This window comes from Delftia sp. GW456-R20 (assembly GCF_001622915.1).
Classification (GTDB): domain Bacteria; phylum Pseudomonadota; class Gammaproteobacteria; order Burkholderiales; family Burkholderiaceae_C; genus Comamonas; species Comamonas acidovorans.
In genome coordinates, this window is sequence record NZ_LWCN01000003.1 from 11959 (window position 1) to 37648 (window position 25690).

Genomic DNA, 25690 nt, shown 5'->3' on the forward strand with positions numbered 1-25690 from the left:
TCTTACTCAAGCGTGCAGCGGGTTGATCTTGTCGGCCTTGATGCCGTACTTGGCTATCGCTTCGGCCACGGTGGTGGCGTTGATCTTGCCTTCTTCGGCCAGCGCGCGCAGTGCGGCAACCACGATGTAGTGGCGATCCACTTCGAAGTGCTCGCGCAGCTTGCGGCGGAAGTCCGAACGGCCGAAGCCGTCGGTGCCCAGCACCTTGTAGGTGCGGCCCTTGGGCATGTAGGGGCGGATCTGCTCGGCGTAGGCCTTCATGTAGTCGGTGGACGCGATCACCGGGCCATTGTGCGACTGCAGCTGCTGCGTGACGAAGGGCACCTTCTGGGTGTCCAGCGGATGCAGCAGGTTCCAGCGGTCGGCGTCCTGGCCGTCGCGGGTGAGCTCGTTGAAGCTCGGGCAGCTCCACACGTCGGCGGCAATGCCCCAGTCGGCCAGCAGCAGTTCCTGGGCGAAGAAGGATTCGCGCAGGATGGTGCCCGAACCCAGCAGTTGCACGCGCAGGCCGCTTTCAGGCACCTTCTGGCCGGGCTTGCACAGGTACATGCCCTTGATGATCTGCTGCTCGGTGCCGGGCGTGAGGCCGGGCATGGCGTAGTTCTCGTTGAGCAGCGTGATGTAGTAGAAGACGTTTTCCTGGTTCTGCACCATGCGGCGCAGGCCGTCCTGCATGATCACGGCGACTTCGTGGGCGAAGGTCGGGTCGTAGCTCACGCAGTTGGGAATGGTGTTGGCCAGGATGTGGCTGTGGCCGTCTTCGTGCTGCAGGCCTTCGCCGTTCAGCGTGGTGCGGCCCGAAGTGCCGCCCAGCAGGAAACCGCGCGCCTGCATGTCTCCGGCCGCCCAGGCCAGGTCACCGATGCGCTGGAAGCCGAACATCGAGTAGTACACGTAGAACGGGATCATGATCCGGTTGCTCGTGCTGTAGCTCGTGGCTGCCGCGATCCAGCTGCTCATGCCGCCGGCTTCGTTGATGCCTTCCTGCAGGATCTGGCCGGCCTTGTCCTCGCGGTAGTACATCACCTGGTCCTTGTCGACCGGGGTGTACTGCTGTCCAGCAGGGTTGTAGATGCCGATCTGACGGAACAGGCCTTCCATGCCGAAGGTACGTGCCTCGTCCACCAGGATGGGCACGACGCGCGGGCCGATTTCCTTGTCGCGCAGCAGCTGCGTGAGGAAGCGCACATACGCCTGAGTGGTCGAGATCTCACGGCCTTCGGGCGTGGGTTCGAGGATGGCCTTGAAGGTATCCAGCGCCGGTGCCGTGAATTGCTCGCTGGCCTTCACGCGGCGGTGCGGCAGGTAGCCACCCAGGGCCTTGCGGCGCTCGTGCAGGTAGCGCATTTCCGGGGTGTCGTCGGCCGGCTTGTAGAAAGGCAGGTCGGCGATCTGGCTGTCGGGAATGGGAATGTTGAAACGGTCGCGGAAGGCCTTGATGTCCTCGTCGCCCAGCTTCTTGGTCTGGTGAACGGTGTTCTTGCCTTCACCGATCTTGCCCATGCCGAAGCCCTTGACGGTCTTGACCAGCAGCACGGTGGGCTGGCCCTTGTGCGAATTGGCAGCGTGGAAGGCAGCGTAGACCTTCTGCGAATCGTGGCCGCCACGGCGCAGGTTCCAGATCTCGTCGTCGCTCATGTGCTCGACCATCTTCAGCGCGCGCGGATCGCGGCCGAAGAAGTTCTTGCGTACGTAGGCGCCGTCATTGGCCTTGAACGACTGGTAGTCGCCGTCGTTGCACTCGGCCATGATCTTCTTGAGCACGCCGTCCTTGTCCTTGGCCAGCAGCTCGTCCCAGCCCTTGCCCCACAGCAGCTTGATGACGTTCCAGCCGGAGCCGCGGAACTCGCCTTCGAGTTCCTGGATGATCTTGCCGTTGCCGCGCACCGGGCCGTCCAGGCGCTGCAAATTGCAGTTGATCACGAAGATCAGGTTGTCCAGCTTTTCGCGCGCGGCCAGCGAGATCGCGCCCAGCGACTCGACCTCGTCCATTTCGCCGTCGCCGCAGAACACCCAGACCTTGCGGCTTTCGGTGTCGGCGATGCCACGGGCATGCAGGTACTTGAGGAAGCGTGCCTGGTAGATGGCCATCAGCGGGCCCAGGCCCATGGACACCGTGGGAAACTGCCAGAACTCGGGCATCAGCTTGGGGTGCGGGTAGCTGGACAGGCCCTTGCCGTCCACTTCCTGGCGGAAGTTCAGCAGCTGCTCTTCGGAAATGCGGCCTTCCAGGTAGGCGCGGGCATAGATGCCGGGAGATACGTGGCCCTGGATATACAGGCAGTCGCCGCCGTGGTTCTCGTTTTCGGCGTGCCAGAAATGGTTGAAGCCGGCCGCGAACATGTTGGCCAGCGAAGCGAAGGAGCCGATGTGGCCGCCCAGGTCACCGCCTTCGGGCGGGTGCAGGCGGTTGGCCTTGACCACCATGGCCATGGCGTTCCAGCGCATGTAGGCGCGCAGACGGCCTTCGATTTCCAGGTTGCCGGGACAGCGGGCTTCCTGCGAGGTCTCGATGGTGTTCACATAGCCGGTGTTGGCCGAGAAAGGCATGTCCACGCTGTTCTGGCGTGCGTGTTCGAGCAGGTCCTCGATCAGCTTGTGCGCGTATTCGGCGCCTTCACGGTCGATGACGGCCGACAGGGCGTCCATCCATTCGCGCGATTCTTGTTGGTCCAGGCCGGCGGGAACGCCTGCATTGCCTTGCGGGTCAGTCTGAGCTGTCATGGGAATGTCTCCTTGCAGAAGGTAGCGTCTTGGGGTCGAACCAGTGAGCGGCGCAGCGCGCCAACGCAGGCGGGTAGTTCACCACGCCTTGCGCGGCACAGACCCTGTCTGGCGAACTTGAAAATACCGATTCACTGCCTCAATGCTCGGCGAGTGTCGCATACTTTTTTCGAATTTCAAATGGTGCTTTTTGATTTCATAATTTGAAATTTTGCTGCAAACGCACATACAGTGAAGACCCCAAAGAACGTCGCCGAAGCGCCTCCGTGGCGACTCCAATACTCCTTAAAAACAGTCAGACTCTCCCCTACACTGGGCGCATGCAATCCTCCCCTTCCGAGCACGGCACGCACAGCCCTGCCCCCATGGCAGGCGTGGCCGCGCCAGTGCGCTGGTGGCGCAGCTGGTGGCGCAGTCTTTCCCCCACGCGCCAGGACCGCTTCGCGGCGCTCGCCCCCCTCGCGGCCGTACTGATGTTCATGGCGGCCATCGTGGCCTCCTTCTGGTACCTGCGCATGGAGGAGATCGACCGCGAGAAGGAAGCGCTGCATCGCGACGTGGAATATGCCCAGCAACGCGTGCGCCTGCGCCTGCTGGAGCGCCAGGAGCAACTGATGCGCATGGCGCGCGACATCGGCAACCACGACCTGGGCGAGTCCGACTTCGCCAGCCGCGCCGAAGCACTCATCAGCCAGTACCCGGAACTGCAGTCCATCACCTGGATCGATGCACAGCGGCGCATCCTGGCCAGCCAGTCCGCACCCACCGTGAGCAGCGAGCAGCTGCGCATCCCGCGTGAAGTGCTGCGCGCCGGAGACGCGCTGGAGGCCTACCAGCTCGCGCGCGAGATGCAGCAACCCATCTACGTGCAGGGACTGGCCCACAAGGGGGAAGCCGCGCCGCTGCTGCAACTGCATGTGCCGCTGGCACAGGACGGCCGCTACATCGGCGAGCTGCTGGGCGAGTACTCCATCGACAGCCTGCTGCGCTATGGAACGCCCACCGAAATCATGGCCCGCTACGCCATGACCATGCTCGACAGCCGGGGCCAGGTGCTGGCAGGCACGCCGCTGACACCGCGCAAGCAGACCGCCACCGAACTGCTGCGCTGGCGCACCGTTGCCAACGAGGACGAGGCCCCCGTCGCTCCCGTCGGCAACAGTCTGGTGCTGCGTGCCCAGGCCTATCGCACCTCGCTGGGCGTGGTCGGCAGCGGCCTGTTCTGGCTGGTGGGCACACTCAGTGCGATGACGGCATGGCTGCTGCTGGCCACCTGGCGCCACACGCGCCGCCGCCAGCGCGCCCAGGAGGCCCTGGTCGCGGAAACCAACTTCCGCCGCGCCATGGAAAACTCCGTACTCACCGGCATGCGCGCGCTGGACCTGCAAGGCCGTATCACCTATGTGAATGCAGCCTTCTGCCAGATGACGGGCTGGAGCGAATCAGAGCTGGTCGGCCAGATGCCGCCCTACTCCTACTGGCCCGACAACGACTACGACAACCTGCACTCCAAGCTGCGCGAAGAGCTTTCGGGCAAGACCATCGTCGGCGGCTTCCAGGTGCGCGTGCAGCGCAAGAACGGCACGCAGTTCGATGCGCGCCTGTATGTCTCGCCGCTGATCGACGCCCATGGCCAGCACACGGGCTGGATGTCGTCCATGACCGACATCACCGAGCCCAACCGCATCCGCGAGCAACTGTCCGCCTCCTATGAGCGCTTCACCATCGTGCTGGAGGCGTTGGACGCCTCGGTGTCCGTCGCCCCGCTGGGCAGCGCCGAGCTGCTGTTCGCCAACAAGCTGTACCGGCAATGGTTTGGCTCGCAGACCGATGGCCACCTGCAGCTCGTCGCCCAGGCCGGCGTGCTGCCCGTGCGCTCGCAGCCGCAAGGCATGGACGACGAGGACGGCCTCATGGGCCTGCCCACCGACTCGCTGACCAGCGCACGCAGCGAAAACGCCGAGATCTACCTGCCCGAACTGGGCAAGTGGCTGGAAGTGCGATCGCGCTACCTGAGCTGGGTGGACGGCCGCCTGGCCCAGATGGTGATCGCCACCGACATCACGCCGCGCCGCCTGGCCGAGGAGCAGGCCGATCGCCAGGCCGAGCACGCCCAGTCCGTCAGCCGCCTGATCACCATGGGCGAGATGGCCTCCAGCGTCGCCCATGAGCTCAACCAGCCGCTGACCGCCATCAGCAACTACTGCAGCGGCATGCTCACCCGGCTTGAAAAGGGCACGCTGACCGAAGAGCAGATGAAGTTCGCGCTGGAGAAAACCGCCCACCAGGCGCAGCGCGCGGGGCAGATCATTTTGCGCATACGCTCTTTCGTCAAGCGCAGCGAGCCCAACCGCACCCTGGCCCAGGTCACCGATATGGTCAGCGAGGCCGTGGAGCTGGCCGGGATCGAGCTGCGCCGCCGCAATGTGCAGCTGACCTACCACGTGGCCGAGCGCATGCCGGCCATCATGGCCGACACCATCCTCATCGAGCAGGTGCTGGTCAACCTCATGAAGAACGGCGCCGAATCCATCGAGCAGTCGGGCCGCCCCAGCCACCAGCGCAATGTGGAGCTGCGCGTGGTGCCGCGCACCATCGAGGACCAGCGCGTCATTGAATTCAACGTGCAGGACACCGGCAAGGGCCTGCCGCCCGAGGTGCTGGAACGCCTCTTCGAGGCCTTCTTCACCACCAAGAGCGAAGGCATGGGCATGGGGCTGAATCTGTGCCGCAGCATTGTCGAGTCCCACCAGGGCCGGATGCGTGCCGAGAACCTCTACAATGGTTCCGAGGTTGTCGGCTGCCGGTTTTCATTCTGGCTGCCGCTGGCCCCGCCGGGCGACGCGACAACGCCGGCAGCGACCATTGAACCCACAACAAGGACGATTGCATGAGCTTGATCCCGAAAAAAGGCACTGTGTACGTAGTTGATGACGACGAAGCGGTTCGTGATTCGTTGCAATGGTTGTTGGAGGGCAAGGACTATCGTGTGCGCTGCTTCGACTCGGCCGAGACCTTCCTCTCGCGCTACGACCCACGCGAGATCGCCTGCCTCATCGTCGACATCCGCATGGGCGGCATGACGGGCCTGGAACTGCAGGACCGCCTGATCGAACGCAAGTCCCCCCTTCCCATCGTCTTCATCACCGGCCACGGCGACGTGCCCATGGCGGTGAACACCATGAAGAAGGGCGCACTGGACTTCATCCAGAAGCCGTTCAACGAAGAGGAACTGCTGAACCTGGTCGAGCGCATGCTGGACCATGCCCGCGAAGCCTTTGCCGGCCACCAGCAGGCCGCCAGCCGCGACGCGCTGCTGGCCAAGCTGACCAGCCGTGAAGCCCAGGTGCTGGAGCGCATCGTCGCCGGCCGGCTGAACAAGCAGATCGCCGACGATCTTGGCATCAGCATCAAGACGGTGGAGGCGCACCGCGCCAACATCATGGAAAAGCTCAACGCCAACACCGTGGCCGATCTGCTCAAGATCGCCCTGGGCCAGGGCCAGACCGCTGCAGCGACCAAGGCAGCCGTCGCCGGATAAGCCAAGACACCACCGCTTTTTTTCAAAGAGCTGCTAGCGCTTGATCAACAAGCCCTAGCAGCATTTTTATTGGTATTCACTGCAATGACAGCCCAACTCATCGACGGCAACGCCCTCTCCCGCCAACTGCGTGCCGAAGTCGCTCAGCGCGCCACCGCCCTGAAGGCCCGCGGCACCACGCCCGGCCTGGCCGTGGTCCTGGTCGGAGACAACCCTGCCTCCCAGGTCTATGTGCGCAACAAGGTCAAGGCCTGCGAGGACGCAGGCTTTCATTCGGTGCTGGAGAAGTACGATGCCTCGATGACCGAGGCCGAACTGCTGGCCCGCGTCGAGGCGCTGAACAACGACCCCAGCATCCACGGCATCCTGGTCCAGCTGCCGCTGCCCGCACACATCGACGACCACAAGGTCATCGAGACCATTTCGCCGCTCAAGGACGTGGATGGCTTTCACGTGGCCAGTGCAGGCGCACTGATGGTGGGCGAGGTCGGCTTCAAGGCCTGCACCCCCTACGGCTGCATGAAGATGCTGGAATCCATCGGCATGAAGGACCTGCGCGGCAAGCATGCCGTGGTCATCGGCCGCTCCAACATCGTCGGCAAGCCCATGGCCATGATGCTGCTGGCCGCCAATGCCACCGTCACCATCTGCCACAGCGGCACGGCCGATCTCGCGGCCATGACGCGCCAGGCCGACATCGTGGTCGCCGCCGTCGGCAAGCGCAACGTGCTGACGGCCGACATGTGCAAGCCTGGCGCCGTGGTCATCGACGTGGGCATGAATCGCAACGACGAAGGCAAGCTCTGCGGCGACGTGGACTTTGACGGCGTCAAGGAAGTGGCCGGCTTCATCACGCCCGTACCCGGCGGTGTCGGCCCCATGACGATTACCATGCTGCTGGTCAACACCATGGAGGCGGCCGAGCGCGCCGCCGGCTGACCAGGAGCTGACAAGCATCGGGCGGCTCCCTGGGAGCCGCTTGATTTCAATGCACCCGACGGCATCTGACACGCATGAGCAATCCCCTCCTCGAATCCTCCGACCTGCCCCTCTTCGATCGCATACGCCCTGCCGATGTCGGCCCGGCCATCGATATCCTGCTGACCGGGGCCGCAGAGGCCCTGGAGACCGTCACGGCACCCGACTTTCCGGCGCGCTGGGATTCGATCTCGGCCGTGCTCGATGTCGCCACCGAGAAGCTGGGAACGGCCTGGGGCGCTGTCAGCCACCTCAACAGCGTGGCCGATACGCCGGAGCTGCGCGCCGCCTACAACGAGTCCCTGCCCAAGGTCACCGAATTCTGGACGCGTCTGGGTGCCGACGAGCGCCTGTACGCCAAGTACAAGGCCATTGACCCCGCCACGCTCAATGTCGAGCAGCGTGCGGCCTGGGACCATGCCATGCGCAACTTCGTGCTCTCCGGCGCCGAGCTGCGGGGCGAGGACAAGCTGCGCTTTGCCAAGATCCAGGAACGCTCGGCCGAACTGACGCAGAAGTTCAGCGAGAACGCGCTCGACGCCACCGATGCATTCGCCTACTACGCCACGGCCGAAGAGCTGGACGGCGTGCCGCAGGATGTGCGCCAGGCAGCCCGCTCCGCCGCCGAGGCCGAAGGCAAGCAAGGCTTCAAGCTCACGCTGAAGATGCCCTGCTATCTGCCCGTGATGCAGTTCGCGGCCAGCAGTGCGCTGCGCGAGAAGCTCTACCGCGCCTATGTGACACGCGCCTCCGACCAGGCCGAGGGCGATGCCATCCGCTTCGACAACACGGCCAACATCTCGGAGATCCTGGCCCTGCGCAAGGAAGAGGCGCAGTTGCTGGGTTACCGCAATTTCGGCGAGATTTCGCTGGTTCCCAAGATGGCGCATTCGCCACAGCAGGTGATCGACTTTCTGCGCGATCTCGCGCACCGGGCCCGCCCCTATGCCGAGAAGGATGTCGCCGACCTGCGCGCCTTCGCATGCGATGAACTGGGCCTGGCCGATCCCCAGCCCTGGGACTGGGCCTATGTCTCCGAAAAGCTCAAGGAGGCACGCTATGCCTTCAGCGAGCAGGAGGTCAAGCAGTACTTCCCTGCGCCCAAGGTGCTGGCCGGCCTGTTCAAGATCGTCGAGACGCTGTTCGACGTGGCCATCCGCCGCGACGCGGCGCCGGTCTGGAATCCCGCCGTCGAGTTCTACCGCATCGAGCGCAGCACGCCGCAAGGCCCCGAGCTGGTCGGCCAGTTCTACCTGGACCAGCCGGCGCGATCGGGCAAGCGTGGCGGCGCCTGGATGGACGATGTGCGTACCCGCTGGCTGCGCCCTGACAACCACAGGCTGCAGACGCCGGTCGCTCACCTGGTCTGCAACTTTGCCACCGGCGTCGATGGCAAGCCGGCCCTGCTCACGCACGATGACGTGATCACGCTGTTCCATGAAACGGGCCACGGCCTGCACCACATGCTGACCCAGGTCAACGAGCGCGACGTCTCAGGCATCGCGGGCGTGGAATGGGATGCCGTGGAGCTGCCAAGCCAGTTCATGGAGAACTTCTGCTGGGAATGGGAAGTGCTCAAGCACATGACCGCCCACGTGGACAGCGGCGAGCCGCTGCCGCGCGCCCTGTACGACAAGATGATCGCAGCCAAGAACTTTCAGTCGGGCATGCAGACGCTGCGCCAGATCGAGTTCTCGCTGTTCGACATGCTGCTGCATACCGAGCACGATCCGAAGGCAGACATCATGCCGCTGCTGGCCCGCGTGCGCGCCGAGGTGGCCGTGCTGCCGTCGCCCCCTTACAGCCGCTCGGCCCACACCTTCAGCCACATCTTTGCAGGCGGCTACGCAGCCGGCTACTACAGCTACAAGTGGGCTGAAGTCCTCTCGGCAGATGCCTATGCGGCCTTCGAGGAAACCATGCTGGCCGATGGAACCCCCAACCCCGAGACAGGCCGCCGCTACCGTGAGGCGATTCTGGAGGCCGGGGGGGCCCGCCCGGCCATGGAGTCGTTCAAGGCCTTCCGTGGCCGCGAACCCCAGCTGGATGCGCTGTTGCGCCACCAGGGCATGGCCCAGGCCTGAGAGCCCGGCCCCAGGTCTGCAGCGCCCCGACGGGGCGCTTTTTCCTGGCCCGGCCACCCCATCTGATGCGCGCAGCCACATCCTGTGGCTCCAGAAGATGGCCCAGGATGAATGGCACGCTATGCTTGCAGGCACTCCTGTGCGGGCATCCATCCGACGAGTGGTGGCCCCCGGCACGAAACCCTTCTTCCGAAACCGAGATCGTCCATGCAGTCTTCTCCCAGCCTTGGCCGCGGCGCCCTGCGCCACCTGATGCCATGCCTCGCCCTCGCCTGCCTTGCCGCCGCAATGCCGGCCGGTGCGCAGCAGGTGTACCGCATCGTCGGCCCCGATGGAAAAGTCACCTTCTCGGACCGCCCGGCCCAAAGCGCCCAGCAGCAGGCAGCGCCTGCCGCCCAGGCAGTTGCAAGCGCCTCGGACAGCAACGCCGGCCTGCCCTATGCGCTGCGCCAGATTGCTGACCGCTTTCCGGTGACGCTGTACTCCTCGTCCGATTGCGCGCCCTGCGATAGCGCGCGTCAGTTGCTGCAATCCAGAGGCATTCCCTATGCCGAGCGTCTGGTGCAGACCGAGGCGGACGCGGCAGCCCTGAACAAGCTCAGCGGGCAGACCGGACTGCCGTTTGCCACCGTCGGCAAGCAATTTCTTACCGGCTTCTCCTCCAGCGAATGGACGCAGTACCTGGATGCCGCAGGCTATCCCGCAAGCTCCCAACTGCCTGCCCAGTACAAGCGGCCACCAGCGCAGCCCCTGACCACACCCAAGCCTGCCGTACCGGCTGCATCAGCGCCCGCTGCGGCACCCACCGCCCAGGAACAGGGAAACAGACGCACCCCCATCCCCGCCCCTGCACCTGGTGCACGCACCAGCGACAACCCCGCAGGCTTGAGTTTCTAGGCAGACACTGCCGCAGTCAGGAGCCCGGCCGTGGATTCCATGCTGTCCGACATGGTCTGGACTTTGGCCAGGCTGGGCATTCTTGTCGGCCTGCCCGCGCTCATCGCGTGGACCCTGGTTGCAAGGCCTTCATGGCGCGAGCCTTTCAGGCTGGCCATCCTGGCGCTGGTGCCTTGCCTGATCACACTGTGGTTCATGCATGACGGAGGCCTGGGCAATGGCCTCAACCGTCTGGCTTACTACATGGCGACGGCTGCGTTCCTTGCCGCCTACACGGGGCTGGCGGCCATAGCCCTGCTCATGCAGCGCCACAAAAAACAGCGCGCGCAAGCTTCGTTGCGCGCGCTGTGCCTGGGTGCATTGGCCCTGCTCGCGTGGATCACAGGCGCCGTGGCGTTCGAGAGCCTCGGCTAGCCGAGGCCGGAGGGCCTTCGCTCAATAGTTGAGCGTCTGCACGCCCTCGGGCGTGCCCAGCAGGCAGACCGATGCCTTCTGGTGCGCAAACACTCCCACGGTCACCACGCCAGGCCATTGGTTGACGTCGGACTCGAAGGCCAGCGGCTCGGCGATTTTCAGGCCACGCACATCAAGAATGTGCTGGCCGTTGTCCGTCACCAGGGGCGCACCGTCCTTCATGCGGATCTCGGCGCGGCCACCCATGGCCTTGAAGCGGTTCGCAATCTGGGCAGCCGCCATGGGAATCACCTCCACAGGCAGCGGAAAGTCTCCGAGCACCTCGACGCGCTTGGAGGCATCGGCAATGCAGACAAAGCGCTCGGCCAGCGCAGCGACGATCTTCTCGCGCGTCAGTGCGGCGCCACCGCCCTTGACCATGTAGCCGCGGCCGTCGATCTCGTCGGCTCCGTCGATGTAGACCGACAGGCTGGCGACTTCGTTGGCATCCAGCACCTTGATGCCCAGCGCCTTCAGGCGCTCGGTGCTGGCCACGGAGCTGGACACGGCGCCCGGGATCTGGTCCTTGATGGTGGCCAGTGCATCGATGAACTTGTTGACCGTGGAGCCGGTACCAACGCCGACGATTTCGCCGGGCACCACATAGGCCAGAGCGGCTTGCCCGACCAGGGCTTTGAGTTCATCTTGGGAAAAAGAGGCAGCAGATGTCGTCATGAGGGAAAATCCAGGTAATCCTTTGATTATCCCCATGTCTCTGATCCCCTACGCCCTGACCCGTCCCTTTCTCTTCGGCATGGACCCCGAATCCGCCCACGATCTCACGATGAACCTGATGGCAAAGGGGCAGAACACGCTCCTGCAGCAGGCGTGGGCACAGCCCATGGTGAGTGACCCCGTCGAGCTTGCCGGCCTCAAGTTCCCCAACCGCGTGGGCATGGCAGCGGGTCTGGACAAGAATGCACGTTGCATCGACGCGCTGGCCGCCATGGGCTTCGGCTTCGTCGAGGTGGGCACCGTGACGCCCCGCCCGCAACCGGGCAATCCCAAGCCGCGCATGTTCCGCATTCCCGAACGCAATGCGCTGATCAACCGCCTGGGCTTCAACAACGAAGGCCTGGATGCCTTCCTGAGCAACGTCAAGCGCTCGCAGGCCCGCGCCCAGGGCAAACCCATGCTGCTGGGGCTGAACATCGGCAAGAACGCCACCACTCCCATCGAAGACGCCACCAGCGACTATCTCAAGGCGCTGGACGGCGTGTACCCGCATGCCGACTACGTGACGGTGAACATCAGCTCGCCCAACACCAAGAACCTGCGCGCCCTGCAAAGCGACGAAGCGCTGGACGCCCTGCTGGGTGCGATTGCCGAGCGCCGTGAGCAGCTGGCCACGCAGCATGGCAAGCGGGTGCCGGTGTTCGTGAAGATCGCACCCGACCTGGATGAAGAGCAGGTCGGCGTCATCGCCGCCACGCTGCAGCGCCATGGCATGGATGGCGTGATCGCCACCAACACCACGATCAGCCGGGAAGCCGTCAAGGGCCTGCCCCACGCGCAGGAAACGGGCGGCCTGTCCGGTGCGCCGGTGCTGGAGGCCAGCAACCAGGTCATCCGCCAGCTGCGTTCCGCCCTGGGCAGCCGCTACCCCATCATCGGCGTGGGCGGCATTCTCAGCGGCGAAGATGCCGTCAGCAAAATCCGCGCAGGCGCCGACGTGGTCCAGATCTACAGCGGCCTGATCTACCGAGGCCCTGCCCTGGTGCCCGAGACCGCACGCGCCATAGCCCAGCTGCGTTGAGGACCGTGCCAGACAGGTGGCTGCCTGGCCGTTCCGAGTCAAGGCAGCTGAGTCAAGACACCACACAGCCAGTGCTGGCGCACTGAACGCTGAACGCGAAAACGCCCGGCATGCCGGGCGTTTTCTTTCTTTGGGAGAGAAGCAGGCTTCTCGGCCCTCAACCCCTGCGCTGCTGCCAGCGCAGGATCAGGGGCATGACGGTGGTGCCGAATCGCAGCAGCTTGCGCGGACCCACCATCAGCGCGGCACCGGCCGCCACGGCCACGGCCACGGGATGCAGGCGCGCAAAGGTGATGGCACGCTCCACCAGCGGTGCATCGGGCTGCACCTGGGTGGCAGAGCGGCTCAATGCCCGGGCCTGGGCCACGGCCGCAGAGCGCGCCTTGAGGCGCTCGCGCTGCTGGGCAATGCGTTGCATCACCTGCTGCTGCTCAACGGTGGATGTGACCCAGAGCTCCGCATTGAGCCCCGTGGGCGCGGGCGGCGTGACAGCGTTGCGGGACGGGGAAGCGTTGGAAGCATCGACCATGGCTACAGCCTCTTCTTCAGCGCCTGCCAGTCCTGGCTCAGCTCGTTGCGGGTAAGGATGAAGGGGCGGGCCAGGCGGCGCACGGCAGCAAGCAATTGCCACAGGGCGATGGCCCAGACCGCCAGCCAGCCACCGCCCACCAGCCAGCCCACCAGCACGCGGTGCTCGGTGTCCCAGAACTGCACGAGCAAGGCCACCGACAGCGTGAGCATGACCACGACGCTGAGTCCAGCAAGCGCAATCAGCAGCACGACCACCGTCTGCATGCTGCGCTTGTGCTCGGCCCATTCAAGCCGCGCGAGGTCCGTGCGGTCTTCTGCGGCAATGGCCAGCTCGATCACGGAAGCGCGCCAGCGCGCCACCCAGGCATCCAAACCCAGAAGGGAAATCCAATTCACAGGCATCCTTTTCTGGTCAGGCATGCCGTTGATCAGCGACGACCCAGCAGGAAGCCCAGCAAGGCGCCCATGGCAAGGGCAGCACCTGCGACGCGCCACGGCTCATCGTGGGCGTAGCGATCGGCAGCGTAGGCAGCATCCTTGGCCTGGCGGGCCGCTTCCTGCGCCGCACGCACCGCGGACTCACGCACATTGGACATGCCATCATCGATACGCTGGCGCAGCATATGGATTTCCGGCACGGCATCCAGCTCCTTTGCGGACAGCAGACCACGCAGGTCGCCAACCAGTTTTTCAAGATCGGCTTGTGCGGTGGAGACGGTGTCAGTGATCGATTTCGTCATGATGAGCCTTTCTATTGAGGTGAAAACAAATACAGCGGGGAGCAGGCAATCATGTCGCCCGATACCTGTCACGCAACATGGGCAAGGCCCTTGTTACATGCAAGCATCTTATCCAATTGTTCCGGGGCTTCCGGGAAGCGAGAGGGCCTGAGCCTTGTCAGACAAGGCCTGCCGTGGCCGTGTGTCGTGAACCGGCAGATCCTCAGGCCAGCAATTGCGCCACGTGCGTGCCAATGGCCAGGCAGCTGGTCAATCCCGGTGACTCGATGCCCAGCAGCTGTACCACGCCCGCAACGCCGTGGGTCTGAGGCCCCTGAATCACGAAGTCTGCGGCGGCCTCGCCGGGGCCGCTGATCTTGGGGCGGATGCCGGCGTAGCCGGGCACCAGCGCGCCATCGGCCAGACCCGGCCAATACCGGCGGATCTCTGCGTAGAAGGCGTCGGCGCGCACGGGATCGACCTGCAGATCGCCTGGGCTCTCGACCCACTGCACATCGGGGCCGAACTTGGCCTGGCCACCCATGTCCAGCGTGAGATGCACGCCCAGGCCCGCCGCCTCGGGCACGGGATAGATCAGGCGCGAGAACGGTGCCCGCCCGGACAGCGTGAAATAGTTGCCCTTGGCATAGAAGGCCTGCGGAACAAACTGCTGCGGAAACCCCTGCAAACGGGCCGCCAGCAATGGCGCATGAAGACCTGCCGCATTGACCAGGGTGCGGGCCGTCAGTTCCGTCCCATCGGCCGTGCGCAGCCACACGCCGCCTGGAGTGAGGGCTGCCTCCTGCACCTCGGCATGGCAGACCACCATGCCGCCTGCGTTTTCGAGATCGCCCTGCAGAGCCAGCATCAGTGCGTGGCTGTCGATGATGCCGGTGCTGGGGGAGTGCAGTGCCGCCGCACAGTGCAGCGCGGGCTCCATGGCACGTGCCTCGGCGCCTTCAAGCCAACGCAGGTCGTGGACGCCATTGGCTTCGGCCTTGCGTGCAATGGTCTGGAGCTGTCCGCGCTGCGCCTCATCCGTTGCCACGATGAGCTTGCCGCATCGCTGATGGGCAATGCCGCGTTCACCGCAGTAGGCGTAGAGACGCTGCCGGCCTTCGACGCACAAACGGGCTTTCAAGGAACCTTCGGGATAGTAGATGCCGGCGTGGATGACCTCGCTGTTGCGCGAGCTGGTGCCCGTGCCAATGGCTTCAGCCGCCTCCAGCACCATGACCTCCCTGCCCTGCAACGCCAGCGCCCTGGCCACCGCCAGCCCCACCACGCCCGCACCCACCACCACGCAATCGACCTGTTCGCTCATCTTTCTGCCCTTTCGCCGTCCAGCAGCCGATTATCAGACGGCGTCAGACACGAATGCGCCACAGATCATCTGGACGCATTGGAATTTCCAGGGCCTGAAAACCATGCACCGAGCGGAAATGAAAAAGCCCTCCTGAACAGATTTCAGGAGGGCTTGATTGGTGGGTGATACATGGATCGAACATGTGACCCCTGCCGTGTGAAGGCAGTGCTCTACCGCTGAGCTAATCACCCGCGAAGCTGGCTGCTAGGCCAACCTCTTTGGAAAAAATGGTGGGTGATACATGGATCGAACATGTGACCCCTGCCGTGTGAAGGCAGTGCTCTACCGCTGAGCTAATCACCCGCGAAGCCGGCTGCTAGGCCAACTTCTTTGGAAAAAACTGGTGGGTGATACATGGATCGAACATGTGACCCCTGCCGTGTGAAGGCAGTGCTCTACCGCTGAGCTAATCACCCGCGAAGCTGGCTGCTAGGCCAACCTCTTTGGAAAAAATGGTGGGTGATACATGGATCGAACATGTGACCCCTGCCGTGTGAAGGCAGTGCTCTACCGCTGAGCTAATCACCCATATGTCGTTACTGCGACAAGACTTAGATTATGTCATAACTTCTAGGACTGATTTTCGAAGCCGCGCCAAATTGTCTTGCCGCCGCTCGATTTGTCCATCTGCACCATCACATCCTCGTGTGCGGCCAGCTCCTGATCATTGGCGTGCACCACGCGCAGCTTGAAGCTGGCCAGATCCACCTGCGCCACGACCAGCCCACCCTCGGACTGGACAGGCTCTTCCGCCATCAACAAGGCCTCCTGGCCCCGCGTGAGGTTGATGTAGACATCGGCCAGCAGCTCCGCATCCAGCAAGGCGCCGTGCAGCGTGCGCCCGGAGTTGTCCACCTCCAGGCGATCGCACAGCGAATCGAGCGAGTTGCGCTTGCCAGGGAACATCTCCTTGGCCATGACCAGGGTGTCGATGACCCCGCTCACGCACTGGCGGATCGGCGGGCGGTTGGCGAGCTCCAGCTCCTTGTTCAGGAACCCCAGGTCAAAGGGCGCGTTGTGGATGATGAGCTCGGCGCCCTGCAGGTACTCCCAGATCTCCTCGACCTTGTGCTCGAAGCGCGGCTTGTCCTTGAGGAATTCGGTGGTGATGCCGTGCACGCGCAGCGCGTCCGGATGGCTGTCGCGCCCCGCATTGAAATACAGATGCAGGTTGTTGCCGGTCAGCTTGCGGTTGACCATCTCCACGCAGCCCAGCTCGATGAGCCGGTCGCCGTTGTCGGCTGACAGGCCAGTGGTTTCAGTGTCGAGAATGATTTGACGCGACATGCGCTGGCCCTCAGTGGTTTTCCTTGGCGTGATTGAGCGAGTACTTGGGAATCTCGATGGTCACGTCCTCGCGTGCCAGGATGGCCTGGCAGGACAGGCGGGACTGTGGCTGCAGGCCCCAGGCGCGGTCCAGCAGGTCTTCCTCCTCTTCCTCGGCCTCGTTCAGCGAGTTGTAGCCCGCCTTGACCACCACATGGCAGGTGGTGCATGCGCAGCTCATGTCGCAGGCATGTTCGATCTTGATGTTGTTGTCCAGCAGGGCCTCGCAGATCGAGGTTCCGGCGGGCGCCTCGATTTCGGCTCCCTGGGGACAGTATTCGGCGTGGGGAAGTATTTTGATAACGGGCATGACGGATCTGCTGTCGGATCAGAAATCAGGAAAGGGATTGCACGCTCTTGCCGGCCAGGGCCTGCTGGATGCTGCGGTTCATGCGCTCGGCGGCGAAGGACTCCGTGCCCTTGGCCAGCGCTTGTGTCGCGGCCTCGATGACGGCGGCATCCTCGGAGCCCACGCTGGCGCGCAGGGCGTCGATCAGCGCATCGATGGCTGCGCGCTGGTCCGCGGCGAGCACATCGCCATCGGCCTGCAGAGCGCTCTCGGTGGCCATCAGCATGCGATCGGCGTCGACACGTGCCTCCACCAGTGCGCGGGCCTGCATGTCCTGCTGGGCCGTGGCAAAGCCGTCCTGCAGCATGCGGGCAACCTCGTCGTCAGACAGGCCGTACGAAGGCTTGACATGGATATGGGCCTCGACGCCACTGGTCTGCTCCTTGGCGCCTACCGACAGCAGGCCGTCGGCATCCACGGTGAAGGTCACACGGATGCGGGCCGCGCCGGCCGCCATGGGCGGGATGCCGCGCAGCTCGAAACGCGCCAGGCTGCGGCAGTCCGCCACCAGGTCGCGCTCGCCCTGCACCACATGGACGGCCAGGGCCGTCTGACCATCCTTGTAGGTGGTGAAGTCCTGGGCACGGGCTGTAGGAATGGTCTCGTTGCGGCTGATGATTCGCTCGACAAGGCCGCCCATGGTCTCCACGCCCAGGGACAGAGGAATCACGTCGAGCAGCAGCATGTCGCCGCTGGAGCTGTTGCCAGCGAGCTGGTTGGCCTGGATGGCGGCCCCCAGCGCGACGACTTCGTCGGGGTTGAGATTGATGAGAGGATCGCGGCCAAAGAACTCGGCCACGGCCTCGCGCACCTGGGGCATGCGGGTGGAACCGCCGACCAGCACCACGCCCTGCACTTCGTCGCGCGCCAGCCCTGCGTCCTTGAGCGCGCGGCGCACGGCCGCCAGCGAACGTGCCGTCAGATGGGCCGTGCTCGCATCGAAATCGCTGCGCTTTACATCGAAATGCACAGCGCCGGTAGACAGCTCGGCCGTGAGCGTTGCGACCTGTGCATCCGTCAATGCCTGCTTGCAAAGGCGTGCCGCCATGCGCCAGCGGGCCTTGTCCTCGGCCGTCTGGGGAACCACGCCGGTCTGCTGGGCCACCCACTCGGCCAAAGCCGCATCGTAGTCGTCACCCCCCAGGGCCGAATCGCCGCCAGTGGAGACGACTTCGAACACACCCTGGGACAGGCGCAGGATAGAAATATCGAAAGTGCCGCCACCCAGGTCGTAGACGGCGTAGACGCCTTCGGAGCCGTTGTCCAGGCCGTAGGCAATGGCTGCAGCCGTGGGCTCGTTGATCAGGCGCAGCAGGTTGATGCCGGCGAGCTTTGCAGCATCCTTGGTGGCCTGGCGTTGTGCATCGTCAAAGTAGGCGGGCACGGTGATGACGGCGCCATGGATGTCATCATTGAAGGTGTCTTCGGCACGGAAACGCAGCGTGGCCAGGATCTCGGCGCTGACCTCCACGGCTGTCTTGGTGCCATCGACGGTCTCGATCCCGATCACGCCACGGCCGGCCTCCTGCTCCGCAAAGCGGTAAGGCAGCTTTTCCGGCGAATCGATGTCAGCCAGCGTGCGGCCCATGAAGCGCTTGGCCGAGGCAATGGTGTTGCCCGCATCGGTAGACAGTGCAGCCTGGGCGGCGTGGCCGATCTCGCGGCGGCCCTGGGGCAGATAGCGCACGACAGAAGGCAGCAGCACTCGGCCCTGGTCATCCGGCAGGCATTCGGCCACGCCATTGCGGACAGCGGCGACCAGCGAATGCGTGGTGCCCAGGTCGATGCCCACGGCAATGCGCCGCTGGTGGGGATCGGGGGACTGACCGGGTTCGGAAATCTGCAAAAGCGCCATGAAAATACTCGGGGAAATTGCAGGTCCGGGCCGGCCGGCCTGCCTTGTGAATGAGGGTCTCTCGTGGGAGGTGCGGATCGCGGGTTATTGTCCCAGTTGATCGCGGCGACGCTCTATGTCCTGCGCAAATCGCGCAACAAACATGAGGGCTCTGACCTGCTGCACAGCCGCCTGCGCATCGTGCAGTTTGTCCAGCTGACGACCGCATTCAGCCAGCATGCTCTTTCTCGCCTGCAGCACCTCGTCGTCCAGCGCATCCAGGGCAGCCTCGTCCTGCGCCTCTTCCAACGCCTCGCGCCACTCCATTTGCTGCATCAGAAAGGCGGTGGGCATGGACGTGTTGTCCTCGGCACGCACGGGTGCACCCAGCAATTCGCAGAGATACGCTGCGCGCCTGAGTGGCTCTTTCAACCGCTGATAGGCCTCGTTGATGCGCACCGACCATTGCATGGCCACGCGCTGCGCGGCGGCTCCCTGCGAAGCAAAGCGGTCAGGGTGGGCCTCGCGCTGCAACTCCTTCCAGCGCGCGTCAATGGTGCTGCGCTCCTGCGCAAATTGGCGCGGCAGCGCAAACAGCTCGAAATCGTCCGATTGCAGGTTCATGTCGATAAAAAGCCGCCAGCACCGAAGCGAAGGCGGCCTCTTGAGGGAGTAGAAGAAATCAGGGCCTGCCGGGCATGCCTCCAGGCCACAAAGGCCCGGCCACCCGGCAGATGCCGGTCAGATGCGAAAGCTCTCGCCGCAACCGCAGCGATCACGCTCGTTGGGGTTGTGGAACTTGAAGCCTTCGTTCAAGCCCTCACGCACGAAATCCAGCTCCGTGCCGTCGATATAGGCCAGGCTCTTGGGATCGACCAGCACCTTGATGCCGTGGTCCTCGAAGATCACGTCCTCGGGCAATTGCTCGTCCACATACTCCAGCTTGTAGGCCAGGCCAGAGCAGCCCGTGGTCTTGACCCCGAGGCGCACGCCGATACCCTTGCCGCGGCGCGACAGGTAGCGGCTCACGTGGCGTGCCGCAGAATCGGTCAGCGAGATCGCCATATCAGGCGGCCACCACCGCAGTGCGCTTGGCACGGTAGTCATCGACCGCTGCCTTGATGGCGTCTTCGGCCAGGATGGAGCAGTGCACCTTGACGGGAGGCAGAGCCAGCTCTTCGGCGATCTGGCTGTTCTTCAGCGCAGCCGCCTCATCCAGCGTCTTGCCCTTGACCCACTCGGTCACCAGCGAAGACGAGGCAATCGCGGAACCGCAGCCATAGGTCTTGAAACGCGCATCCTCGATGACGCCGGTTTCGGGGTTGACCTTGATCTGCAGCTTCATCACGTCGCCGCAGGCAGGAGCGCCGACCATGCCGGTGCCCACCGATTCGTCGTTCTTGTCGAACGAGCCCACGTTGCGGGGATTTTCGTAGTGGTCTACCACTTTGTCGGAATAAGCCATGATGTCTACCTCTTCAATACTTGATTCGCGTGCCGGCCAATGCTCAGTGAGCCGCCCATTGGATGGTGCTGAGATCGATGCCGTCCTTGAACATCTCCCACAGCGGGCTGAGTTCGCGCAGCTTGACCACATTGGTGCGGATGGTGCTGATCGCGTAGTCGATTTCCTCTTCGGTCGTGAAGCGGCCGATCGTCATGCGCAGGCTGCTGTGCGCCAGTTCGTCGCTGCGGCCAAGTGCACGCAGCACATAGCTGGGCTCCAGGCTGGCCGACGTGCAGGCCGATCCCGAGGACACCGCCAGACCCTTGATGCCCATGATGAGCGACTCGCCTTCGACGAAGTTGAAGCTCATGTTCAGGTTCTGCGGCACACGGTGCTCCATGCTGCCGTTGATGAAGACCTGCTCCAGATCCTTCAAGCCGTTGAGCAGACGCTGCTGCAGCGCGTAGGCCTTGGCGTTGCTTTCAGCCATTTCTTCCTTGGCAATGCGGAAGGCCTCGCCCATGCCGACGATCTGGTGCGTAGGCAGCGTGCCCGAGCGCATGCCGCGCTCATGGCCACCACCGTGGATCTGCGCTTCCAGACGCACACGTGGCTTGCGGCGCACATACAGGGCACCCACGCCCTTGGGGCCATAGGTCTTGTGTGCGGTCATGCTCATCAGGTCCACCGGCAGCTTGGACATGTCGATCTCCACGCGGCCCGTTGCCTGCGCGGCATCCACATGGAACAAGATGCCCTTCTCACGGCACAGCGCGCCGATGGTGGGAATGTCTTGGATGACGCCGATTTCGTTGTTCACGAAGAGCACGCTGACCAGAATGGTGTCGGGGCGCAGCGCGGCCTTGAATGCCTCGATGTCGAGCAGGCCATCAGGCTGCACGTCCATGTAGGTCACCTCAAAGCCCTGGCGCTCGAGTTCACGCATGGTGTCGAGCACGGCCTTGTGCTCGGTCTTGAGCGTGATCAGGTGCTTGCCCTTGCCCTGGTAGAAATGCGCCGCGCCCTTGATGGCCAGGTTGATGGACTCGGTGGCACCGCTGGTCCAGACAATCTCACGGGGATCCGCGCCGATCAGGTCTGCGACCTGGCCGCGGGCCTTCTCGATGGCCTCCTCGGCTTCCCAACCCCAGGCATGACTGCGCGATGCGGCGTTGCCGAAATGCTCACGCAGCCAAGGAATCATGGCGTCCACCACGCGAGGGTCCACAGGGGTGGTCGCGCCATAGTCGAGATAGATGGGGAAATGCGGGGTCATGTCCATGACTGGCTCTTATCAAGGTTCAGGCTGGCAAAAAAACGGGAAGGCGATGAACTCCGGTGAATCCATCCAGGCGGACAACACCGCGCCACACAGCCATGCGCGGCGGTGCCCTGCCCTCAGGGTGTCAAAAGTCGATCAGGACTTGGCGAAGGCATTGCCCAGCGCGAATACCGAGTTCGGGGCATTCACACGGATGGGCTTGACCACGGGCGCCGTGGAAATCGCGCGACGCACCACGGGCTTGTCCTCGATCTGGATGCCCTTGGCCAGTTGTTCGTCCACAAGCTTTTGCAGCGTCACGGAATCGAGGAACTCGACCATGCGCTGGTTCAGTGCGGCCCACAGCTCATGCGTCATGCAGCGGCCGGCTTCGCCCAGGCAATTTTCCTTGCCGCCACACTGGGTGGCGTCAATGGGTTCGTCCACGGAGACGATGATGTCGGCCACGGTGATGTCGCCAGCCTTGCGGGCGAGCGTGTAGCCGCCACCGGGTCCACGGGTGGACTCGACGAGTTCATGGCGGCGCAGCTTGCCGAACAGCTGTTCCAGATACGACAGGGAAATCTGTTGCCGCTGGCTGATGGCTGCCAGCGTGACAGGGCCATTGTTCTGGCGCAGGGCCAGATCGATCATGGCAGTGACCGCAAAACGGCCTTTGGTGGTGAGACGCATTACGAGCTCCTTCAGTCAGGCTTGTACGTTACAGAAACACCCGCTCCAGCGATTTGACTGGAGTTGGGCACAGTCTCCGCCCTTACTCCGTCCTGTTCAAAAGGTTCAGAGCCCTTCTTTTCATCGAAGTTTTTGTTGTTGTTGAGTGTTGACCCTTAGTGTACCACATTCCCCATCAATTTTGTCGGGTAACAGGAGCTAACGGGCTTCAGACCAGGCGCCGCCTCAGGAAACCTGCACGGATGAGCCTCCGAACAGTTGCTCCTTGAGCAGCGCCAGCTGATCGCGCACCCGCGCAGCCTGTTCGAACTCCAGGCTGCGCGCATGTTCGAGCATCTGCTTCTCCAGACGCTTGATTTCCTTGGCCACATCTTTTTCGGACATGTCCTCGACACGCGCTCTTTCGAGCTGATTGGCCTGCAGGCGTTCCGCTTCCTTGCCACTTTTTTCGCTGTAGACACCATCAATCAGGTCTTTCACCCGCTTGACAATCTGCTTGGGTTCGATTCCGTTTTCCTCGTTGAAGCTTATTTGCTTGGCACGGCGGCGCTCGGTCTCGCCGATGGCCTTCTTCATGGACTCCGTGACACGGTCCGCATAGAGGATGGCCTTGCCATGCAGGTTGCGCGCGGCGCGGCCGATGGTCTGGATGAGACTGCGTTCGGCGCGAAGAAAGCCTTCCTTGTCGGCATCGAGGATGGCGACCAGCGAGACTTCGGGGATGTCCAGCCCCTCGCGCAACAGGTTGATGCCCACGAGCACGTCAAAGACACCCAGACGCAGGTCGCGAATGATCTCCACACGCTCCACCGTTTCCACGTCGGAGTGCAGATAGCGCACCTTGACGCCGTTTTCACTTAGGTAGTCGGTGAGTTGCTCGGCCATGCGCTTGGTCAGCGTGGTGATGAGAACACGCTCCGTGCGTTCGACGCGCAGGCGGATTTCCTGCAGCACGTCGTCCACCTGATTGGTGGCCGGGCGCACTTCGATTTCAGGATCAATGAGGCCTGTGGGGCGAACGACCTGGTCCACGACCTGGCCCGAGTGGGTCTTCTCGTAGTCTGCAGGCGTGGCGGAGACAAAGATGACCTGGCGCATGCGCTGCTCGAATTCCTCGAATTTGAGCGGCCGATTGTCCAGCGCCGAAGGCAACCGAAAGCCGTATTCCACCAGCGTGGTCTTGCGCGAGCGGTCGCCGCTGTACATGGCGTTGAGCTGGCCGATCATCTGGTGACTCTCGTCCAGGAACATGAGGGCGTCGCCGGGCAGGTAGTCGGTCAGGGTGCTGGGCGGCTCGCCGGGTGCGGCGCCTGAGAGGTGGCGGGTGTAGTTCTCGATGCCCTTGCAGTGGCCGACCTCGGTGAGCATCTCCAGGTCGAAGCGCGTGCGCTGCTCCAGGCGCTGGGCCTCGACCAGCTTGCCGTCTCCCACCAGTTGCTTGAGCCGCTCGGCCAGCTCCAGCTTGATGGTTTCCACGGCGGCCAGGACCTTGTCGCGCGGCGTGACGTAGTGGCTGCTGGGGTAGACGGTGAAGCGCGGAATGCTCTGGCGCACGCGGCCCGTGAGCGGGTCGAACAATTGCAGGCTTTCGACCTCGTCGTCGAAGAGTTCGATGCGGATGGCCAGTTCGGAATGCTCGGCGGGGAAGACGTCGATGGTGTCGCCGCGCACGCGGAACTTGCCCCGGCTGAAGTCCTGGTCGTTGCGCTGGTACTGCATGCGGATCAGTTGCGCGATGACGTCGCGCTGGTTGATGCGGTCGCCGGTGCGCAGCGTCATGATCATGCGGTGGTAGCTTTCAGGCTCGCCGATGCCGTAGATGGCCGAGACCGTGGCGACGATGACCACGTCGCGCCGCTCCATCAGGCTTTTGGTGCACGACAGCCGCATCTGCTCGATGTGCTCGTTGATGGCGCTGTCCTTTTCGATGAACAGGTCGCGCTGTGGCACATAGGCCTCGGGCTGGTAGTAGTCGTAGTAGCTGACGAAGTATTCGACGGAGTTCTTGGGAAAGAACTCGCGGAATTCGCTGTACAGCTGCGCTGCCAGCGTCTTGTTGGGCGCGAAGACAATGGCCGGGCGGCCCAGGCGGGCGATCACGTTGGCCATGGTGAAGGTCTTGCCCGAGCCCGTCACGCCCAGCAAGGTCTGGAAGGATTCGCCGTCCTGGATGCCTTCGACCAGCTTTTCAATGGCGGCGGGCTGGTCGCCGGCCGGCGGATAGGGCTGGAACAGCTCGAAGGGGGAGTCCGCGAAATGCACGAACTGGCCGGAGGCCTCAGGTGCTGGAGAGGAATCAGAGACTTCGTGCATGACGTGGGTTCGCAAAAGTGAGTATCGGCCGGCGAGATCGCTAGAATTCATGGGTTAACCCGAAAGCCTACCGTAGCTTGGGGCTAGCCGCGTTTTTTCCACCTCCCAAGACATCCCAAGGACGCTTCATGTCTCTGTTTACCGCCGTCGAAATGGCCCCCCGCGACCCCATCCTGGGTCTGAACGAGCAGTTCGCTGCCGACACCAACCCCAGCAAGGTGAATCTGGGCGTGGGCGTGTACTTCGACGACAACGGCAAGTTGCCCCTGCTCGAATGCGTGCAGGCCGCCGAGAAGGCGATGATGGACAAGCCCACGGCCCGCGGCTACCTGCCCATCGACGGCATCGCTGCCTATGATGCCGCAGTCAAGGGCCTGGTGTTCGGCGCCGAGTCCGACGTCGTCAAGTCCGGCCGCGTGTCCACGGTGCAGGCCATCGGCGGCACCGGCGGCCTGAAGATCGGCGCCGACTTCCTCAAGAAGATCAGCCCCGCCGCCAAGGTGCTGATCTCCGACCCGAGCTGGGAAAACCACAAGGCCATCTTCACCAACGCAGGCTTCGAAGTGGGCACCTATGCCTACTACGACGCGGTCAACCGCAAGGTGAACTTCGAAGGCATGCTGGCCGACCTGAACGCGGCCGCCGCCGGCACCATCGTGGTGCTGCACGCCTGCTGCCACAACCCGACCGGCTATGACATCACGGCCGAGCAGTGGGACCAGGTGATCGCTGCCGTCAAGGCCAAGGGTCTGGTGGCCTTCCTCGACATGGCCTACCAGGGCTTTGGCCACGGCATTGCCGAAGACGGCGCCGTGATCGGCAAGTTCGTGGCCGCCGGCCTGAACATCTTCGTCTCGACCTCGTTCTCCAAGAGCTTCAGCCTGTACGGCGAGCGCGTGGGCGCGCTGTCGGTGGTGGCCAACGACAAGGAAGAAGCGGCCCGCGTGCTGAGCCAGCTCAAGATCGTCATCCGCACCAACTACTCCAACCCGCCCACCCATGGTGGTGCCGTGGTGGCCGCCGTGCTGAACAACCCCGAGCTGCGCGCACTGTGGGAAAAGGAACTGGGCGAGATGCGCGTGCGCATCAAGGCCATGCGCCAGAAGCTGGTTGACGGCCTGAAGGCTGCCGGTGTCCAGCAGGACATGGGCTTCATCACCACCCAGATCGGCATGTTCAGCTACTCCGGCCTGAGCAAGGACCAGATGGTGCGCCTGCGCACCGAGTTCGGCGTCTACGGCACGGATACGGGCCGCATGTGCGTGGCCGCGCTCAACAGCAAGAACATCGACTACGTCTGCCAGTCGATCGCCAAGGTGGTCTGACCCCCACCCCGGCTGCCCGGCCATGTGCCGGGTTTGCAGACATGCCGCCAACGGTGCATTGCCCTGGCGGCATTTTCTTTTTCCGGGCGGCTT

General features: G+C 63.8%; 23 protein-coding genes and 4 tRNA genes. 8 read left to right on the forward strand and 19 right to left on the reverse strand.

Annotated elements, in window-relative coordinates:
- Positions 1–6: 6 nt before the first annotated feature.
- The gene (gene aceE, locus A4F85_RS01305; RefSeq protein ID WP_043820506.1) at positions 7–2724 is read right to left on the reverse strand and encodes a pyruvate dehydrogenase (acetyl-transferring), homodimeric type; all 2718 of its coding nucleotides are present in this window, start codon (positions 2722–2724) and stop codon (positions 7–9) included.
- Between the two features lie 320 nt (positions 2725–3044).
- Here aceE and A4F85_RS01310 point away from each other — a divergent pair, with 320 nt between their 5' ends.
- The 6 genes from A4F85_RS01310 to A4F85_RS01335 all read left to right on the forward strand — a co-directional run bounded on the left by A4F85_RS01310 (position 3045) and on the right by A4F85_RS01335 (position 10638).
- The gene (locus A4F85_RS01310; protein ID WP_012205806.1) at positions 3045–5618 is read left to right on the forward strand and encodes a PAS domain-containing sensor histidine kinase; all 2574 of its coding nucleotides are present in this window, start codon (positions 3045–3047) and stop codon (positions 5616–5618) included.
- Positions 5615–6265, forward strand: coding sequence for a response regulator transcription factor (locus tag A4F85_RS01315; protein ID WP_063325417.1), 651 nt, complete (start codon positions 5615–5617; stop codon positions 6263–6265). The genes A4F85_RS01310 and A4F85_RS01315 overlap by 4 nt, the downstream gene beginning before the upstream one ends.
- An 84-nt stretch (positions 6266–6349) precedes the next feature.
- On the forward strand, positions 6350–7204 hold the full coding sequence (folD, locus tag A4F85_RS01320) for a bifunctional methylenetetrahydrofolate dehydrogenase/methenyltetrahydrofolate cyclohydrolase FolD (protein ID WP_012205808.1): 855 nt from the start codon (positions 6350–6352) through the stop codon (positions 7202–7204).
- 74 nt (positions 7205–7278) lie between these two features.
- Positions 7279–9327 (forward strand): M3 family metallopeptidase, encoded by a 2049-nt coding sequence (locus A4F85_RS01325; RefSeq protein WP_063325418.1) that lies wholly within the window; start codon positions 7279–7281, stop codon positions 9325–9327.
- Between the two features lie 207 nt (positions 9328–9534).
- On the forward strand, positions 9535–10224 hold the full coding sequence (locus A4F85_RS01330; RefSeq protein WP_063325419.1) for a glutaredoxin family protein: 690 nt from the start codon (positions 9535–9537) through the stop codon (positions 10222–10224).
- Between the two features lie 39 nt (positions 10225–10263).
- Positions 10264–10638: a hypothetical protein gene (locus tag A4F85_RS01335; protein WP_231890415.1), complete on the forward strand. Its 375-nt coding sequence runs from the start codon at positions 10264–10266 to the stop codon at positions 10636–10638.
- A gap of 21 nt (positions 10639–10659) precedes the next feature.
- Here A4F85_RS01335 and rpiA read toward each other — a convergent pair whose 3' ends face one another.
- Positions 10660–11352, reverse strand: a complete 693-nt coding sequence (gene rpiA, locus A4F85_RS01340; RefSeq protein WP_063325421.1) for a ribose-5-phosphate isomerase RpiA — start codon at positions 11350–11352, stop codon at positions 10660–10662.
- Between the two features lie 34 nt (positions 11353–11386).
- Between rpiA and A4F85_RS01345 the strand changes: the two genes are divergently transcribed.
- Positions 11387–12433, forward strand: a complete 1047-nt coding sequence (locus A4F85_RS01345) for a quinone-dependent dihydroorotate dehydrogenase (protein WP_013802216.1) — start codon at positions 11387–11389, stop codon at positions 12431–12433.
- A 157-nt stretch (positions 12434–12590) separates the two neighbouring features.
- Here the strand turns inward: A4F85_RS01345 and A4F85_RS01350 are convergent, their stop codons facing one another.
- From A4F85_RS01350 to uvrB, 17 genes are all read right to left on the reverse strand, one after another.
- On the reverse strand, positions 12591–12962 hold the full coding sequence (locus A4F85_RS01350) for a hypothetical protein (RefSeq protein ID WP_012205814.1): 372 nt from the start codon (positions 12960–12962) through the stop codon (positions 12591–12593).
- A gap of 2 nt (positions 12963–12964) precedes the next feature.
- Positions 12965–13384, reverse strand: coding sequence for a phage holin family protein (locus A4F85_RS01355; protein ID WP_012205815.1), 420 nt, complete (start codon positions 13382–13384; stop codon positions 12965–12967).
- An 8-nt stretch (positions 13385–13392) separates the two neighbouring features.
- Positions 13393–13704 carry a DUF883 domain-containing protein gene (locus A4F85_RS01360; protein WP_012205816.1) on the reverse strand — a complete coding sequence of 104 codons (312 nt, stop codon included), beginning with the start codon at positions 13702–13704 and terminating at the stop codon, positions 13393–13395.
- Between the two features lie 202 nt (positions 13705–13906).
- Positions 13907–15007: an NAD(P)/FAD-dependent oxidoreductase gene (locus A4F85_RS01365; RefSeq protein ID WP_063325422.1), complete on the reverse strand. Its 1101-nt coding sequence runs from the start codon at positions 15005–15007 to the stop codon at positions 13907–13909.
- Between the two features lie 158 nt (positions 15008–15165).
- Positions 15166–15240 (reverse strand) — tRNA-Val (locus tag A4F85_RS01370).
- A 37-nt stretch (positions 15241–15277) separates the two neighbouring features.
- Positions 15278–15352 (reverse strand) — tRNA-Val (locus A4F85_RS01375).
- A gap of 38 nt (positions 15353–15390) precedes the next feature.
- Positions 15391–15465 (reverse strand) — tRNA-Val (locus A4F85_RS01380).
- A gap of 37 nt (positions 15466–15502) precedes the next feature.
- Positions 15503–15577: transfer RNA gene (locus tag A4F85_RS01385), tRNA-Val, on the reverse strand.
- Positions 15578–15619: 42 nt separating this feature from the next.
- Positions 15620–16336, reverse strand: coding sequence for a DNA polymerase III subunit epsilon (dnaQ, locus tag A4F85_RS01390; protein ID WP_034394212.1), 717 nt, complete (start codon positions 16334–16336; stop codon positions 15620–15622).
- Between the two features lie 10 nt (positions 16337–16346).
- Entirely contained in the window at positions 16347–16685 is a 339-nt protein-coding gene (gene fdx / locus A4F85_RS01395; RefSeq protein ID WP_013802212.1) for an ISC system 2Fe-2S type ferredoxin, read from the reverse strand.
- 25 nt (positions 16686–16710) lie between these two features.
- Positions 16711–18579, reverse strand: coding sequence for a Fe-S protein assembly chaperone HscA (gene hscA, locus A4F85_RS01400; RefSeq protein WP_063325423.1), 1869 nt, complete (start codon positions 18577–18579; stop codon positions 16711–16713).
- An 84-nt stretch (positions 18580–18663) separates the two neighbouring features.
- Complete coding sequence (hscB, locus tag A4F85_RS01405) at positions 18664–19182, reverse strand: Fe-S protein assembly co-chaperone HscB (RefSeq protein ID WP_063325424.1); 519 nt, start codon at positions 19180–19182, stop codon at positions 18664–18666.
- Between the two features lie 117 nt (positions 19183–19299).
- Positions 19300–19623, reverse strand: coding sequence for an iron-sulfur cluster assembly protein IscA (gene iscA, locus A4F85_RS01410; RefSeq protein WP_012205822.1), 324 nt, complete (start codon positions 19621–19623; stop codon positions 19300–19302).
- Position 19624: 1 nt separating this feature from the next.
- Positions 19625–20023 (reverse strand): Fe-S cluster assembly scaffold IscU, encoded by a 399-nt coding sequence (gene iscU / locus A4F85_RS01415; RefSeq protein ID WP_012205823.1) that lies wholly within the window; start codon positions 20021–20023, stop codon positions 19625–19627.
- A gap of 43 nt (positions 20024–20066) precedes the next feature.
- Positions 20067–21287 (reverse strand): IscS subfamily cysteine desulfurase, encoded by a 1221-nt coding sequence (locus A4F85_RS01420; RefSeq protein ID WP_012205824.1) that lies wholly within the window; start codon positions 21285–21287, stop codon positions 20067–20069.
- Between the two features lie 135 nt (positions 21288–21422).
- Positions 21423–21959 (reverse strand): Fe-S cluster assembly transcriptional regulator IscR, encoded by a 537-nt coding sequence (gene iscR / locus A4F85_RS01425; protein ID WP_012205825.1) that lies wholly within the window; start codon positions 21957–21959, stop codon positions 21423–21425.
- A gap of 225 nt (positions 21960–22184) precedes the next feature.
- Positions 22185–24272 (reverse strand): excinuclease ABC subunit UvrB, encoded by a 2088-nt coding sequence (gene uvrB / locus A4F85_RS01430; RefSeq protein ID WP_043782068.1) that lies wholly within the window; start codon positions 24270–24272, stop codon positions 22185–22187.
- Between the two features lie 128 nt (positions 24273–24400).
- On the opposite strand from uvrB, the gene A4F85_RS01435 reads away from it, so the two are divergent.
- Positions 24401–25597, forward strand: coding sequence for an amino acid aminotransferase (locus A4F85_RS01435; protein ID WP_012205827.1), 1197 nt, complete (start codon positions 24401–24403; stop codon positions 25595–25597).
- The last annotated feature ends 93 nt before the right edge of the window (positions 25598–25690 follow it).